The organism is Massilia oculi (assembly GCF_017582745.1).
Lineage (GTDB): Bacteria > Pseudomonadota > Gammaproteobacteria > Burkholderiales > Burkholderiaceae_D > Telluria > Telluria oculi_A.
This window is the reverse complement of the sequence record NZ_JAFVIM010000006.1, coordinates 13925-29477: the sequence shown is the minus strand read 5'-3', so window position 1 is coordinate 29477 and position 15553 is coordinate 13925. Positions and strand designations below refer to the sequence as shown.

Here is a 15553-nt window from a genome sequence, read left to right as displayed (position 1 = left end):
GGCAGGCTGTTGGCGCAGGGGCGATCGTTTTCGGTGCCGATCCGCGCAATATGCCAGGGTCTTACGCTGTAGAAATGACAGAGTAGGCTGGCGGCTGGTACAATTCGCGTCGCGTGTCGCCATCGTACAATGGATAGTACAAGCCCCTCCTAAGGGTTAGATGCAGGTTCGATTCCTGCTGGCGATACCATTTTTCCCTCCTGCAGTTTCCCCAGAATATGTGAGAATTGACGTCGGGCGCGCGTCCAGTCGGTACAATGTGCGCCTTATTCAATCAACTCATGCTTTTGCCCGGCACCGGGCCGCACACCGATCATGGCAGTCATCTCCCTCACTTCCGCGCAACTGGCCTTCGGCCACGTCCCGCTGCTCGACCACGCCGACTTTTCGCTGGAAACCGGCGAGCGCGTCGGTCTCATCGGCCGTAACGGCACGGGCAAATCCTCGCTCCTGAAGATCATCTCGGGCCGCTCGAAACTCGACGACGGCCTCTTGGTCATGCAGCAGGGTGTCAGCATCGCCTACGTGGAACAGGAACCGGTGTTCGACCCGCAGATGACCGTATTCGAAGTGGTCGCGCTCGGCATGGGCGACCAGCAGGCGATGCTGACCGAATATGAAGAACTCACCGGCAAGTTCGGCCAGGGCGACGACGATGCGCTGATGGAGCGCATGCACGTGCTGCAGACCAGGCTGGACGCCACCGACGGCTGGAACCTGGCGAACAAGGTCGAGACGACGCTGGGCCGCCTGAACCTGGCGGGCGACGCGAAGATGGGCACCTTGTCCGGCGGTATGCAAAAGCGCGTGGCGCTGGCCGTGGCCCTGGTGTCGGCGCCGGACGTGCTGCTGCTCGACGAACCGACCAACCACCTGGACTTTACCTCGATCAAGTGGCTGGAGAGCCTGCTGCGCGAGTTCCGCGGCTCGATCCTGTTCATCACCCACGACCGCAGCTTCCTGGACAATGTCGCCACCCGCATCATCGAGCTCGACCGCGGCAAGCTGCTCTCGTTCCCGGGCAATTTCACCACGTACCAGGAACGCAAGCGCGAACTGCTGGCCAACGAGGAAGTCGAGAACGCCAAGTTCGATAAATTCCTGGCGCAAGAAGAGGTGTGGATCCGCAAGGGCGTGCAGGCACGCCGCACCCGCGACGAAGGCCGCGTGCGCCGACTGGAAGCGCTGCGCCTGCAACGCGCCGCGCGCCGCGACCAGCAGGGCCAGATCAAGCTCGACGTTGCCACCGGCGAGCGCTCGGGCAAGATCGTCGCCGACCTGGAAGGCGTGTCGAAGCGCTATGGCGACAAGGTCATCGTCGACGGTTTCACCGGCACCATCATGCGCGGCGACAAGGTCGGCCTGATCGGGCCGAACGGCGCCGGCAAGACGACCCTGCTCAAGATCATCCTGGGCGAGGAGACGGCCGACAGCGGCGCCGTGCGCCTCGGCACGAAGTTGAATGTCGCGTATTTCGACCAGATGCGCACCCAGCTCAACGAAGAGGCGAGCCTGGCCGACACCATCGCTCCCGGCAGCGACTGGGTCGAGATCAATGGCCAGCGCAAGCACGTGATGACCTACCTGAACGACTTCCTGTTCTCGCCGGAGCGGGCGCGTTCGCCGGTCAAGTCGCTGTCGGGCGGCGAGCGCAACCGTCTGCTGCTGGCGCGCCTGTTCGCCAAGCCGGCCAACTGCCTGGTGCTGGACGAACCGACCAACGACCTTGACATCGACACCCTCGAACTGCTGGAAGAATTGCTGGAGGAATACACCGGCACCGTCTTCCTCGTCAGCCACGACCGTACCTTCCTGGACAATGTCGTGACCCAGGTCATCGTGGCCGAGGGCGGCGGCAAGTGGCGCGAATACGTCGGCGGCTATACCGACTGGGAGCGCGTCAGGGCGGCGGCTCCGGTGGCGCAGGCGCCGGCGCCGAGCGCGCCGAAGGCCAGCGCCGCCAAGGTGGAAGAAGCGCCGGCCCAGGGCGCGGGCAAGAAGGTCAAGCTCAGCTACAAGGAACAGCGCGAACTCGAGGAACTGCCGCAGCTGATCGCTTCGCTCGAAGACGAGCAGTCCGCGATCACCCAGCAATTGAATGCGCCCGACTTCTACAAGACGAATCCGGCCGACGCCAAGCGCATCAATGCGCGGTATGCCGAGATCGAAGACCTGCTGCTCGACGCGCTCGATCGCTGGGAACGCATCGAGGCGCGCGCCAGGGGCGAATAAAACGCAGTTCTACGAAGATCCCACTCCAGCGTCGGCCGGCGCTGGTTGCATCTGCGGCACCGCAAGCCGTGGTCGCCGATCCTGGCTCACGCTATCACCAATGGATTGCTGGGAATCCGGGTGCTGCATGCCGGAGGCTGCCAGTTCTGGTAATTCCTTCGGTGCAGTATCTTCCGGGAAGCGTAGAACATGCTCTTCAACCCTGCAGCGCATCGGCTTCGATCCGTGGCGGCCCTGGCGGCGGTGTTGTGTTCTTTCCCTGCCGTGTCCGCGCCGAACGATGCGCAGCAAGAAGACGGCCTGCGGCTGCTTGGCGGCATCGGCTGGGCCTACGACGACAATATTCTGCGGGTAGCCGACGACGAGCAACCGTTCGAAGGCCGGCGCAGCGATTCCTATCGCACGCTCGATGCCGGCATTGTGCTCGACAAGAACATCAGCCGCCAGCGCATCGCGGCCACTGCCAAGGTGTCGAAGGTCAAGTTCGACCACTTCGACCAGCTCGACTACGACGGGCGCGACCTGCAGGCGAGCTGGCTGTGGCAGGCCGGCAAGCAGTTCGAGGGGCGTCTAGAAGCGCTGTACATCAAGACACTGGCGCCATACACCGACTTCGACAGCGACCAGCGCAATCTGCGCGAGCAGCGGCGCCAGTTGCTCGATGCCGGCTGGAAGCTGCATCCAAGCTGGAAGCTGCGCGTCGGCGCCGCGCGCGACAAATACACCTACGAGCTGGAGGCCCAGCGCTACAACGACCGCACCGAAAAGACCCATGAGGTCGAGCTCCAGTACCGGCCGAAAACTGGCAGCACGGTCGGCCTGGTGGCGCGCCGCGTCGAGGGCACCTATCCGTACCGGCGGCCTTATAACAGCAGCGTGCTCACCGACGATTTCACGCAAGACGAACTCAAGGCGCGAGTCGACTGGCTCGCCAGCGGATCGACGACGCTGCAGGCGCTGGTCGGCTATGCGCGGCGCGACCAGCCTTCGTACGACGACGGCCGCACCAGCGGCGTCAATGGCCGTGTCACCTGGCTGTACAAGCCGCAAGGCAAGATCAGTTATGGCGCGTCGCTGTGGCGCGAGTTCGCGCCGATCGAAAGCTCGCGGGTCAGCACCACCCTGAACAAGGGGGCGAGCCTGCAAGCCACCTGGCTCGCGACCGACCGCATCAGGGTGGACGCCCGCGCGTCCTATGAAAAGCGCGACTACACGGCGCGCGACGTGTTTGCCGGCTCAGATGACCTGACCGACGCGATCCGCAGCGCCAGCCTGCGGGCGCTATGGCAGGTCCGGCCCAAGGTACAAGTGATTGCCGGCTACGCCTACGAATCGCGCTCGGGGTCGCAGGCACTTGGCACCGGCAAGTTCGACGCCAATATGGTGCAGCTGAGTGCCAACGTGCTGTTCTGACCAGGGATGTGGCGGCGCATGACGGTCAACGACATTCCCATCATTTCTTTCTTCCAGCGCGTGCTCGATCCGCTGATCGTGATGGGCAGCCTGTACCTGGCGACATTGGCGTTTGGCGAACCATTCTCCGGCTATTGCCTGGTGCTGATGATCCTGGCCTTCTTCATCTCGTCGGCCGTCTACCAGCAAATCGATCCCTACCGCACCTGGCGCAGCGGCCGCATGCTGGCCTATGCGCGCGATACGGTGTTCGGCTGGTGCCTGACGCTCGCCGTGCTGTACTTCCTCGGCTCGGCCAGCGGCATGAAATACTATTACGACGAGCGGGTGTTGCTGGCCTGGGCGGTGGCGACGCCGCTGACGATCCTGGCCAGCCATATCGCGGTGCGTTTCGCCACCGGGGGCCGCAAGCACCACGCGCGTGAAATGCGCTCGATCGTGGTGGTCGGCGCCAACGATGCCGGCATCAAGTTCGCCGGCGTGTGCGAGCGCCATCCGAACCTGTTCATGCAGGTGCAGGGCTTTTTCGACGACCGTGCAGACCGGCGCCAGCCGCCCGGCCTGCGCTATCCGATGCTGGGCAAGATGGCCGAGGTCGCCGCCTATGTGCGGCGCAAGAACATCAAGATGATCTTCATCAGCCAGCCGGTCTCGGCCCAGCCGCGCATTCGCCAGCTGGTCGACGAATTGAAGGACACCACTGCCTCGGTCTATTTCTTGCCCGACGTGTACGTGTTCGACCTGATGCAGGCGCGGTTCGATACCGTGGGCGGCATGCCGGTGATCGCGATCAGCGAGACCCCATTCATGGGCTTTAACAGCGTGCTCAAGCGCGGCACCGACGTCGTGGTCAGCGCGCTGGCCCTGGTGCTGCTGGCGCCGCTGATGCTGGTGATCGCCCTTGCCGTGAAGCTCGGTTCGCCCGGCCCGGTGCTGTTCAAGCAGCGCCGCTACGGGCTGTATGGCGAAGAAATCTATATCTATAAATTCCGCTCGATGACGGTGCTGGACGACGGGCCGACCATCGTCCAGGCCCGGGCCGACGATCGCCGCATCACGCGCATTGGCCATTTTTTGCGCCGCACGTCTCTTGATGAATTGCCGCAGTTTATCAATGCGCTGCAAGGACGCATGAGCGTGGTCGGGCCGCGTCCGCATGCGGTCGCGCACAACGAGGAGTACCGCAAGCTCATCAAGGGTTACATGCTGCGCCACAAGGTCAAGCCGGGCATCACCGGCTGGGCCCAGGTAAACGGCTTGCGCGGCGAGACGGCCACCCTCGACAAGATGGAAGCGCGCATCCGCTACGACCTCGATTACCTGCGCAACTGGTCGCTGTGGCTCGATCTGTGGATCATCCTCAAGACCGTCAAGGTCGTCCTCACGCGCGAGAACGCGCACTGACCACCGCCAGTCGCCGCGCGCGAAAAATGAACCGTCGGGCTTCGCGCGCATCGAATGACAGGGTGGCCGGGGTTCCAATCGGGCTTTCGAGCCTATCAATTTTGTCCCGGAAACGGATGAGCGCTAATCGACGCGCTCTTTGATCTGGACGATTGCCGACAAGCTTGCGCGGCCATCCGCGCTGGGTAGAATCGTTAACTGGAATGCAAGAGCAATGGCCGATTCTCCGCCGCAATAGGGGTGGGGAAACATCGGCATTGATCACAGGAGGCAATGTGCACGACAAGCCACGCATCTACGTTGCCGGCCACCGCGGCCTCGTCGGCTCGGCGATCGTGCGCGCCCTGCGCGCCGCCAACAAGGCCGAGATCGTCACACGCAGCCACGACGAACTCGAGCTGACCGATCAGGTGCGGGTACGCGAATTCTTCCGCAGCGAAGCGATCGACCAGGTCTACCTGGCCGCGGCCAGGGTAGGGGGCATCCACGCCAACAACAGCTATCCGGCCGAGTTCATCTACGACAACCTGATGGTGCAGGCGAATGTCGTGCACGAGGCCTGGCGCGCCGGCGTGCGCAAGCTGCTGTTCCTGGGCTCGTCCTGCATCTATCCGCGCTTGGCGGCGCAGCCGATCCGCGAAGAATTCCTGATGAACGGCATGCTCGAGCCGACCAACGAACCCTATGCCATGGCCAAGATTGCCGGCATCAAGCTGTGCGAAAGCTATAACCGCCAGTACGGCACCGACTATCGCAGCGTGATGCCCACCAATCTGTACGGTCCCGGCGACAACTACCACCCCGAGAACAGCCACGTCATTCCCGCCCTGCTGAGCCGCTTCCATGAGGCAAAGACGAGCGCCGCCCCCGAGGTCGTGATCTGGGGCAGCGGCAAGCCGATGCGCGAATTCCTCTACGTCGACGACATGGCGGCCGCCAGCGTCCACGTGATGGAGCTGGCGCCCGAGGCGTATGCGGCTGCTACCGACCCCATGCATTCGCACATCAATGTCGGTACCGGCCAGGAAGTGACCATCGCCGAGCTGGCGCGCCTGGTGGGCGAGACCGTGGGCTACTGCGGCAATATCGTCTTCGATGCCAGCAAGCCCGACGGCACGCCGCGCAAGCTGCTCGACGTCTCCAAGCTGGCGGCGCTGGGCTGGCGCGCCAGCACGCCGCTGGCCGAGGGCCTGCAGCGCGCCTATCTCGCCTATCTTGCTTACCTCTCCTGCGAAGCCGGTCTCGACGCGCGATGTGAAATACACAACAGAGCGGATGGCGCAAGCGGTCCAGAATGGCAGATTTCACCCCGGACCGCGCATGCCTGAGGGGCAATGCCGTCCACCACGCTGGAGAACACCATGCACAATGCCTCAGACTCGCCGCTTTCATTCGCACCGGGGTTCAGCCCGGGGCGGGCCGTGTGCGCGGCCCTGTTCCTGGCCAGCGTCGCGCTGGCCGGCTGCAACCGGGACAAGCCGGTGCCCGAGACGAAGCCCGGCCAGGCCTTGGCCAGCGTGAATGGCGAAGAGATCACGGTATTGCAGCTCAATGAAGAAATGCAGCGTGCCGGCGTCCCGGCGGCACAGCAGCAAACCGCCAGCAAGCAGTTGCTGCAAGCCCTGATCGACCGCGAACTGCTCGAAAGCGCAGCGGCCAAGGAAAAGATCGACCGCGATCCCAAGGTGATGCAGGCGATCGAGCGCGCGCGCTCCCTGATCATCGCCCAGGCCTATATGCAGAAGCGGGTCGGCGACGTCGGCCGTCCGACCGAGGCCGAGATCGAGGACTACTTCAACAAGCATCCCCAGTTCTTCGCCAACCGCCGCCAGTTCGCGATGAACCAGCTCGTGTTTCCGGCGGCCAGCGTGACGCCCGAGCTGCGCGCCGCCGCCGACAAGGCGCGCTCGCTCGAGGAAGTGGCGGCCTATCTCGACACCAGGAAGGTCGCCTATGGCCGCGCCCAGGTCACGCGCAGCACCGCCGACCTCAAGCCCGAGCTGGCCGCGAAGCTGCTGTCGATGCCGAAGGGCCAGTTGTTCCTGGTGCAGGAAGGGCAGCGCGCGCTGCTGACCTCGATCGACGAGGTGCGCGACGCGCCGGTGTCGCTGGCGATCGCCGCGCCGCAGATCGCGCAATACCTGGCCAACCGCAAGAACAAGGAACTGGCCCAGGCCGAGATCCAGCGCCTGCGCGCCACCGCCCGGATCGACTACCTGAACAAGGACCTGGCGCCCGACGCCGCCACGCCCGGTGCGCTCCCGGCCGCGGCGCCGGCCTCGCTGGCGGGTGCCGGACTGGACACGGGATCGACCGCGAACGACGGCAACAATGACAACGATATCGGCCCGGTGGCCGACACCGTGGACGAGGACGCGCGCGCCGACAAGGCGGCGCTCGATCGCGGCGTGGCCGGCCTCAAGTAACGCATTCCAGGGACTTCCCAACGACGTGCTAGCCGGAGACTGACGATGAAACGCTGGATCAAGTGGATGACGGGGGCCGCCTTCATGCTGGGCATGGGCGTGGCCGGTGCGACCGAGGTGCTGCTGGGCGCCGGGGACGTGGTCAGGCTGTCCGTGTATGGCAGCCCCGACCTGTCGATCGAGACCCGCGTCAGCGAGAGCGGCCACATCACGTTTCCACTGCTGGGCCAGGTGGCGGTCGGCGGCCTGTCGGTAGCCGCCGCCGAAAAGAAGATCGCCGGCCAGCTCGAGAAGGGGGGCTATATCAAGCGGGCCCAGGTGAACATGCTGGTGACCACGCTGGCCAGCCAGCAGGTGTCGGTGCTGGGCCAGGTGAACCGGCCGGGCCGCTATCCGGTCGAAGGCAGGCGCAAGGTGCTCGACATGCTGGCGCTGGCCGGCGGCATCCATGGCGACGGCGGCGACATGATCAGCCTGGTGCGCACGCGCGACGGCAAGACGACGCGCGAGACCATCGACGTGGTCGACATGGTGCACAAGGGCGAGCTCGACAAGGACTACGAGGTCGCCGGCGGCGACATCATCTTCGTGGAGCGGGCGCCGCGCGCCTACGTCACCGGCGAGGTCGGCCGTCCGGGGCCGTTCCGCCTGGAGCGCGGCATGACGGTCCAGCAGGCGATTTCGGCCGGCGGAGGACTGAGCCCGCGCGGCAGCGACAACGGCATCAAGATCACGCGCCGCGACGCCAACGGCAAGCCGGTCACGCTGGATGTCCAGGCCGGCGATCCGGTCCAGGTCGACGACGTGATCGTGGTGCGCGAAAGCTGGTTTTAACGGAGCGTGATCGAAGCGCCGGTGCGCCATGACAGCATGTCCGGCATTGGGTTCTTGCTGGGCTGTAGCGCCGGTCCCCGCATGCAAAGGTGAATCATGAGCGTGCATCAATTTCTGCTGATCTTGCTGGCCCGGAAGAAAATTGTCCTGGGAACGCTCCTGGTCACGGTGCTGCTCGCCCTTGGCTGGAGCGTGGTGCAGCAAAAGACGTATGAAGCGACGGCATCGGTGCTGCTCAACTACAAGGGCGTCGATCCGCTCACCGGCCTGACGATGCCAGGGCAATTGATGCCGGGATATATGGCAACGCAGATGGACATCATCGGCAGCAAGAACGTGGCGCTGCGCGTCGTCGACGCGCTGCGGCTGGCGTCCAGCCCGGCCGTCGTCCAGCAATTCCAGGAAGCCAACGAGGGCAAGGGGACGGTGCGCGACTGGCTGGCCGACCTGCTGCTCCAGAAGCTCGAAATCATGCCGTCGCGCGAGTCGAGCGTGGTCGAGATCAGCTTCAGCGGCGCCGACCCCGTGTTCGCGGCCGCGGTCGCGAACGCCTTCGCCGAAGAATATCGGCGGGTCGGCGTGCAGCTCAAGACCGAGCCGGCCAAGAACGCCTCGCTGTACTTCAACGAGCAGACCAGGCAATTGCGCGACAACCTCGAGGCGGCCCAGGCCCGCCTGTCGAAGTACCAGCAAGAAAAAGGCATCGTCAGCCTCGACAACAACCGGGTCGACGTCGAGCTGTCGCGCCTGAACGACCTGGCCGCCCAGCTGGTCGTGGCCCAGGCCGCGGCCATGGAAGCGGGTTCGCGTGAAAGGGCGGCCGGGACCGCCGGCGCGGCCGTCGATTCGCCCGACGTCGCCAACAATACCCTGATCCAGAACCTGCGCATGAACCTGGCCAGCGCCGAGGCCAAGCTGGCCGAGGCCGGCGCGCGCTTCGGGCGCAACCACCCGCAGTACCAGGCCGCGGATGCCGAGGCCGGCAAGCTGCGCGCCGAGCTCGCCGGTGCGCTGGGCAGCGTCACCCGCAGCGTCGGCGCCAACGCCGACGTCTACCGCCAGCGCGAAGCCCAGCTGCGCAGCGAGCTGGCGGCGCAGAAGGAACGCGTGCTGGAGCTGAACCGCACCCGCGACGAGCTCGGTCCCTTGCTGAAAGACCTCGAAGGCGCGCAGCGCGCCTTCGATGCGGCCAGCCAGCGCTATTCGCAGACGCGGATCGAGGCCCTGTCCGAGCAGTCCGACGTCTCGGTGCTCAACCCGGCCGTGGCGCCCACGACGCCGAGCGGCCCACGCATCCTGCTCAATACACTGGCGGCGATCTTGCTCGGCACCGTTCTCGGCGTCGGCCTGGCGCTGCTGCTCGAATTGCTGGAGCGGCCGGTACGTTCAAGCAGCGACCTGGACGACATGCTGGGCATTCCGGTGCTGGGCACCATTGCCTGGCAGGCGCCGCCCGTGCGCGCGGGCCGTGTTCGCCGGCTGATTTCGCAGGCTGATGGCGCCCGGCCTGCAGCCGCGCCCGAATTGAACTGAGCCGAGCCGAGGACGCGCCATGAACTCATCCGTGCTATCCGCCCTGCACAGCGGCCCTGGCCGCGACGCCAGCATGGGGACGCTGCTGGTCGATGCGGGCAAGCTCAGCGTCGATGACGCCGAGCGCGTGCTGCGCACCCACCAGGACCTGGGCATCCGCTTCGGCGAAGCGGCGCTGCGCCTCGGCCTGGTGAGCGAAGACGACATCCAGCAGGCGCTGGCGCGGCAGTTCGCCTATCCCTATGTGCGGAAAGGGCAGGCCAGGCTCTCGCCCAGGCTGGTCGCCGCCTACGAACCGTTCTCTCCCCAGGTCGAGGCCTTGCGCGCGATCCGCAGCCAGCTGATGCTGCGCTGGTTCGCGCGCGGGCGGCGCGCGCTGGCGATCGCCGGCGCCGACCCGGACGATGGCGCCAGCCTGTTCGCGGCCAACCTGGCGCTGGTGTTTTCCCAGCTCGGCGAACAAACGCTGCTGGTGGACGCCAACCTGCGCGCGCCGCGCCAGCATGAACTGTTCGGGCTCAGGCCGCGCCAGGGCCTGTCCGACCTGCTGGCGGGACGGGCCGACCTTGATGCGATATTGCGCGTGCCGTCCTTTGCCGACCTGTCGGTATTGCCGGCCGGGACCGTACCGCCGAATCCGCAAGAACTGCTGGCGCGGCCCGGCTTCTGCTCGCTGTCGGCGCAGCTGGAAAGCCGCCACGACGTCGTGCTGGTCGACTTGCCGCCTTTTACCGCCGGCGCCGACGCCCTGGCGGTGGCGGGCCGTGCCGGCGGCGTGTTGCTGGTGGCCTGCAAGCACCGCACCCGCATCGCCGACGTGGCGCGCATGGCCGGGCAGATGGCCGATGCCGGCGCCGAAGTGGTCGGTTCGGTTGTGATGGAGTTCTAGCATGGCGACCGGGCGCGAAATGGATCCGCGGCACGGCCCGTATGCGAGCTCCGGACCTGGCTCCGGTGCTGGTCCCGGCGCCGGCCTGCGCCATGCCTTGCCCGAATGGTGGCCGGTCATGCTGGGCCTGGCCCTGCTGTTCGGACCGACCTTCCACGACCTGTTCACCGGCGCCTGGATCGGCGAAGAGCAGGGCCATGGACCGATCATCTTCTTTTTGTCCCTGTGGCTGGTCTGGCGCAAGTGGCCCGAGGTGAGGGCGGCCAGCGCGCCACTCCGGCCGCACCCGGCCGGCTGGGCGGTGCTGGCCTTCGGCCTCGGCATCCACCTGCTGGGCCGTTCGCAGAACATCCTGATGTTCGAGGTCGCCTCGATCCTGGCGGTGCTGGCGGCAATCGTCCTGCTCAAGCTGGGCGCGCGCGCCCTGCGCCTGCTGTGGTTTCCGTTTTTCTTCATGCTGTTCATGGTGCCGCTGCCGAGCGAGCTGGTGGCGGCGGTGACGATGCCGATGAAGATGGCCGTCTCCTGGGCCACCGAACACCTGCTGTTCGCCGCCGGTTATCCGATCTCGCGCTCCGGGGTGGTGCTGCAGATCGGCCAGTACCAGTTGCTGGTGGCCGATGCCTGCGCCGGCCTGCAGACCCTCCTGACCCTCGAGGCGCTGGGCCTGTTCTACCTGAACCTGATGCGCCATCCTTCGGCCGTTCGCAATATCGCGCTGGCGATCCTGATCGTGCCGGTCTCGTTCACGGCGAACGTGATCCGCGTGATCACGCTGACCCTGGTCACCTATTATTTCGGCGACGCGGCCGGGCAGGGCTTCCTGCACGGCTTCGCCGGCATGGTGCTGTTCGTGACGGCGCTCCTGATGATCCTGGCGCTCGACTCGACCCTGCAATGGTTCATCAAACGCCGGGAGCAATCGCGCCATCCCGACGGCCAGCCGAAGTCGCCAACATCGCCGGATTCGATACGCGGGGCGGTCCAATGAAAGCGGCGCGCCGCCACCTGGCCATCAGCATCGTGCTGGGCCTGGCCATGGCCGCGACATCGGCCCTGACCGGGGCCTTGACGCCGGCGCCGCGCGCGCCGCTGCCGCACGAGCGCTTCAGCCTGGAACAGATGATTCCGCAACGCTTCGGCGCCTGGACGGTCGACCCGAGCGTCGTGCCCCTGCAGCCCGATCCGGAGCAGCAGGGCGTGCTCGCGAAGATCTACGACCAGACCCTGTCGCGCACCTATGTCGACGCCTACGGCCAGCGGGTGATGCTGTCGATCGCCTATGGCGGCGACCAGAGCAGGGCATTGCAGCTGCACCTGCCCGAGGTCTGCTACGTGGCCCAGGGCTTCGAGCTGCTCGAAGACAGCGAAGTCCTGCTGCCCACCCGCCATGGCCGCCTGCCGGTCAAGCGCCTGGTGGCGCGCCTGAGCGAGCGCAACGAGCCGATCACCTACTGGATCACCATCGGCGACAAGGCGACCAAGGCCGGCATCCAGCAAAAACTGCGCCGCCTCGCCTACGGCCTGTCGGGCGAGATCCCGGACGGCATGCTGGTGCGGGTATCGACCATCGGCTCCGACCGGCACGCCGCCTGGCGCGTGCAGGATCGCTTCGTGGTCGACCTGCTCGCGGCGCTGGCGCCACGCGACCGCGCCCACCTGATCGGCGCCGACACCGCGCCCGCGCCGACGGCCACGGTGGCCGCGCCTGACCCGGCGGCCACTGCGGCCACGCCGGCCCGCGCCGCCCGCAGCGCGCACCACTGACCCGGCGACAGCGCGGCGATGAACGACATCCTGCCCTATATCTATTATTCGCTGCCGTGGCTGTTCGTCATCGGCCTGTCGGTCGCAGCCGTGCTGGGGATCGGCGTCGGGCTGGCATGGCCGCGCTTCCTGGTCTATCCCTATCTGCTGCTCTTTTTCTGGGTTAATTCCACCAGCTACGGCAACCTGGCCGTGTTCGCGTCGCGCAGCATCTACAGTCGCGGCTCGGGTATGCTGTTCTTCGGCGTGGTCCTGTGGTACGTCCTCGGCGCCTGGCTGTGCGCCCGCATTGCCGCCAGCTTCAACGACAACGCCGCGACCGGCCCGCAGCGCCACGCCGCGCCGGCCTGCAATCTGCGGCCCTGGTTCCTGGCCTGGACCGTCCTGCTGGCCGCCCACGTCGGCGTCGGGCTGGCCACCGGGGTGCCGCTGGCGGCGTCGCTGGCGCCGTCGGGCTTTTCGAATATCGTCTGGATGGCGCCGCTCATCTCGCTGATGCTGCTGGCCTTCCGCACCCGCGAGCAGGCGCTCGCGCTGGCGCGCTTCATCATGCTGGCGGGTCTGGCGCGCGCGCTGTTCGGCCTTGGCCGCTGGGCGGTATCGGGCGGCGACCCGAACAACGTCTATGCCAATATGAATGCGATCCAGATCCGCCTGACCTTCTTCGACATCAACGACAGCCTGCTGTGCACGCTGGCGTTCGCGATCGCCGCCGTCGCGCTGTTCCAGGCGCCATCCGGCGCGCCGTTGCCAGCGCAGGGCCGGCCGTGGCGTGCGCTGGCATGGGCCACCCTGCTTGCTACCACGCTGTGCGTGGTGCTGTCCTATCGCCGCACCGCCTGGATCGGCTTCCTGCTGGCCTTCGTGGTCGTGCTGTGGCGCTTTCCTCCGGCGCGCCGCCTGCAGCTGGGCCTGGCCGCGTTGCCGATGGCCGGCGCCGCGATGGCCTTCGTGGCAGCGCGGCGCCTGGCGCAGACGCGGGCCGAAGGGGGAGGCGGTGCGGGGGGCGGCCTGTTGCACGATATGCAGTCGCGCCGCTTCGGCCCCGAAAGCGAGCGGGTGCTGGAACTCAAGCTGGCCTTCGCCGACTTCCTGGCGCACCCGCTGGCCGGCATTGGCGCCTGGGGCCGCTACCACGGCTACCAGGCCATTTCGTGGCAAGGCAATCCGGACGGCGGCCTGTTCCTGCACAGCGGGGTGCTGCATATCGCACTCAAGAGCGGCCTGCTCGGCACGGTGCTGCTGGCGGGCACGGTCGTCGCCTTCGTCGTGGGCGCGCGGCGGGCGCTGCGCAGCCTGCCGCCCGAGCTGCTGGGCCTGGGCGCGGCCGGGGCGGCGGGGCTGGCGTTCATGATTCCCGACCTGCTGATCGGCACGCCGTTCCCGCAGGTGCGCACCACCCAGATGCTGGCGTTATGCCTGAGCCTGCCTTACCTGGCGCTGGCGGCAGCGCAGGGGCCGACAGCGCCGCAGCGGCCGGCCTGGCAGCGCGCGCCGCGGCGCCACCTGGTGCCGGCCTGATGAAGCTGCGCCTGGCCCGCAACGCCTGGTCCAACCTGCTCGGGGCAGCGGTACCCGCGCTGGTGATGCTGGTCACGGTGCCGCTGGTGGTGCGTGGCCTGGGCCAGGCCGGCTATGGCGTGTACTCGCTGGTGACGGCCATCGTCGGCTACTTCGCGGTGATGGACATCAACCTCACGGCGGGTTCCGTCAAGTACATCGCCCAGCACCGGGCCAGGGGCGATGCGCGCCAGGTCGCCGAGACCTTGTCCTTTGGCCTGGCCACCTATGCCGCCATCGGCCTCGTCGGCGCGCTCGGCATCCATCTGAGCGCGGCCTGGTTGATCGAGGCCGTGTTCGCCGTGCCGGCGGCCTTGCGCTTCGAAGCGCGCGCGACCCTGCAACTGGCCGCGCTCGCTTTCCTGTGCGGCCAGCTGCAGATCTACCTGAACAGCGTGCCGCAGTCGCTGATGCGCTACGATATTTCTGGCCGGCTCGAGATGGCGTTCGGCGCGCTGCTGCCGCTGGCCACGGTCGGCGTGCTGGCCCTGGGCTTGGGCCTGTTCGAGGTGATCCTGCTGCGTGTGGTGGCCAGTGGCATCCACGCCCTGCTGTTGTGGCGCGCCATCCGGCGCCTGCTGCCTGGCTGGCGCTGGCGCTGGCCGGCCGCCGGCATGCGCGCGGCCCTGCTGCGCTTTTCCAGCTGGACTTTCCTGTCGCGCTTTGCCGCGCTGTCGTACGCCCACGCCGACAAGCTGGTGATCGGGGCCCTGGTCGGCGTCGCCGGCCTGGCGTATTTCACGGTCGCCGCCACCCTGGCCAATCGCGTGCTGGGGCTGAGCTTTCGCCTGTCGGCCGTGTTCTTCCCGGCCGCCAGCGCGCTCGCGGCCAGGGGCGAGCTGGCGCGCCTGGACGCGGTCTATCTCAAGGCGACGCGCTACGTGGTCTACCTGAACGCGGCGATCCTGGTGCTGCTGGCGGTGTTCGCCCATCGCATCCTGGGCTACTGGATGGACGCCGACTTCGCCCGCCACGGCGCCGCCATCCTGGCGCTGATGGCCTTGTCGCAATTCGTCGATTCCCTGACCAGCCTGCCGTCGCTGGTCAACGACGGCATGGGCCACCCGCGCGTCTCGGGCCTGTTCGCCATGGGGCGCGCGCTGGCCGGACTGGGCTTGGTCTACGCCGGCGTGGCGGGGTGGGGCATCGATGGGGCCGCCTGGGGCCACCTGGCCACCTCGCTGCTGTTCGCCACGGCCTTCCTGGTCTACGTCCATGGCCGCACGGTCCCGACCACGCTGCGGCGCCTGCTGGTCCATGGCTATGCGCCGGGGCTGGCCGGGATCGCGCCCGTCGCCATCGCCGCCGGCGCGGCCGAGGCCTTGCTCGACGACACCCTGGGCGCCTTCGTCGCGATCCTGGCCGCGACCGCGCTGCTGCTGGCCCTGCATGGGGCGCTGTTCGTGATCGAGCGCGACGACCGCGACCTGGCCTGGACCCGCCTCAAGACGCGCTGCCAGCCGGCACGCGCCCGGGCCGGCTGAGGACGACCAAG

Annotated in this window: 12 protein-coding genes and 1 tRNA gene; all 13 read left to right on the top strand. The window is 67.1% G+C overall.

Annotated elements, in window-relative coordinates; all coding sequences use genetic code 11:
* The first annotated feature begins 115 nt into the window (after positions 1-115).
* The 13 genes from J3U95_RS08920 (at position 116) to J3U95_RS08860 (ending at position 15542) form a co-directional block, all read left to right on the top strand.
* Positions 116-190: transfer RNA gene (locus J3U95_RS08920), tRNA-Arg, on the top strand.
* Positions 191-315: 125 nt separating this feature from the next.
* Positions 316-2232, top strand: a complete 1917-nt coding sequence (locus tag J3U95_RS08915; RefSeq protein ID WP_208278265.1) for an ATP-binding cassette domain-containing protein — start codon at positions 316-318, stop codon at positions 2230-2232.
* A 189-nt stretch (positions 2233-2421) separates the two neighbouring features.
* Positions 2422-3645, top strand: coding sequence for an XrtB/PEP-CTERM-associated polysaccharide biosynthesis outer membrane protein EpsL (epsL, locus tag J3U95_RS08910; RefSeq protein ID WP_208278264.1), 1224 nt, complete (start codon positions 2422-2424; stop codon positions 3643-3645).
* Between the two features lie 18 nt (positions 3646-3663).
* Positions 3664-5049, top strand: coding sequence for an undecaprenyl-phosphate glucose phosphotransferase (locus J3U95_RS08905; protein ID WP_208278263.1), 1386 nt, complete (start codon positions 3664-3666; stop codon positions 5047-5049).
* Between the two features lie 275 nt (positions 5050-5324).
* Entirely contained in the window at positions 5325-6377 is a 1053-nt protein-coding gene (gene fcl / locus J3U95_RS08900; RefSeq protein ID WP_208278262.1) for a GDP-L-fucose synthase, read from the top strand.
* Between the two features lie 33 nt (positions 6378-6410).
* A complete protein-coding gene (locus J3U95_RS08895; RefSeq protein WP_208278261.1) occupies positions 6411-7475 on the top strand; it encodes an EpsD family peptidyl-prolyl cis-trans isomerase in 1065 nt (354 codons plus the stop codon).
* Positions 7476-7520: 45 nt separating this feature from the next.
* Positions 7521-8309 carry a polysaccharide export protein EpsE gene (gene epsE / locus J3U95_RS08890; RefSeq protein ID WP_208278260.1) on the top strand — a complete coding sequence of 263 codons (789 nt, stop codon included), beginning with the start codon at positions 7521-7523 and terminating at the stop codon, positions 8307-8309.
* Positions 8310-8405: 96 nt separating this feature from the next.
* Positions 8406-9842 (top strand): chain length determinant protein EpsF, encoded by a 1437-nt coding sequence (gene epsF, locus J3U95_RS08885; RefSeq protein WP_208278259.1) that lies wholly within the window; start codon positions 8406-8408, stop codon positions 9840-9842.
* Positions 9843-9861: 19 nt separating this feature from the next.
* Entirely contained in the window at positions 9862-10731 is an 870-nt protein-coding gene (gene epsG / locus J3U95_RS08880) for a chain length determinant protein tyrosine kinase EpsG (protein ID WP_208278258.1), read from the top strand.
* 1 nt (position 10732) lies between these two features.
* Positions 10733-11722, top strand: coding sequence for an exosortase B (gene xrtB, locus J3U95_RS08875; RefSeq protein WP_229519727.1), 990 nt, complete (start codon positions 10733-10735; stop codon positions 11720-11722).
* Positions 11719-12498, top strand: a complete 780-nt coding sequence (epsI, locus tag J3U95_RS08870) for an exosortase-associated protein EpsI, B-type (protein WP_229519726.1) — start codon at positions 11719-11721, stop codon at positions 12496-12498. The genes xrtB and epsI overlap by 4 nt, the downstream gene beginning before the upstream one ends.
* Positions 12499-12516: 18 nt before the next feature.
* Complete coding sequence (locus J3U95_RS08865) at positions 12517-14019, top strand: O-antigen ligase family protein (protein ID WP_208278257.1); 1503 nt, start codon at positions 12517-12519, stop codon at positions 14017-14019.
* Positions 13914-15542, top strand: a complete 1629-nt coding sequence (locus J3U95_RS08860; RefSeq protein ID WP_229519725.1) for an oligosaccharide flippase family protein — start codon at positions 13914-13916, stop codon at positions 15540-15542. Before J3U95_RS08865 ends, J3U95_RS08860 begins: the two co-directional genes overlap by 106 nt.
* The last annotated feature ends 11 nt before the right edge of the window (positions 15543-15553 follow it).

What these genes read in the sequence shown, in the direction of transcription:
- epsF (WP_208278259.1), top strand. Translation starts at nt 8,406, where the DNA reads ATGAGCGTGCATCAATTTCTGCTGATCTTGCTGGCCCGGAAGAAAATT.
- xrtB (WP_229519727.1), top strand. Translation starts at nt 10,733, where the DNA reads ATGGCGACCGGGCGCGAAATGGATCCGCGGCACGGCCCGTATGCGAGC.
- epsL (WP_208278264.1), top strand. Translation starts at nt 2,422, where the DNA reads ATGCTCTTCAACCCTGCAGCGCATCGGCTTCGATCCGTGGCGGCCCTG.
- epsE (WP_208278260.1), top strand. Translation starts at nt 7,521, where the DNA reads ATGAAACGCTGGATCAAGTGGATGACGGGGGCCGCCTTCATGCTGGGC.
- epsG (WP_208278258.1), top strand. Translation starts at nt 9,862, where the DNA reads ATGAACTCATCCGTGCTATCCGCCCTGCACAGCGGCCCTGGCCGCGAC.
- J3U95_RS08915 (WP_208278265.1), top strand. Translation starts at nt 316, where the DNA reads ATGGCAGTCATCTCCCTCACTTCCGCGCAACTGGCCTTCGGCCACGTC.
- J3U95_RS08895 (WP_208278261.1), top strand. Translation starts at nt 6,411, where the DNA reads ATGCACAATGCCTCAGACTCGCCGCTTTCATTCGCACCGGGGTTCAGC.
- J3U95_RS08860 (WP_229519725.1), top strand. Translation starts at nt 13,914, where the DNA reads ATGCCTGAGCCTGCCTTACCTGGCGCTGGCGGCAGCGCAGGGGCCGAC.
- J3U95_RS08865 (WP_208278257.1), top strand. Translation starts at nt 12,517, where the DNA reads ATGAACGACATCCTGCCCTATATCTATTATTCGCTGCCGTGGCTGTTC.
- epsI (WP_229519726.1), top strand. Translation starts at nt 11,719, where the DNA reads ATGAAAGCGGCGCGCCGCCACCTGGCCATCAGCATCGTGCTGGGCCTG.
- J3U95_RS08905 (WP_208278263.1), top strand. Translation starts at nt 3,664, where the DNA reads ATGACGGTCAACGACATTCCCATCATTTCTTTCTTCCAGCGCGTGCTC.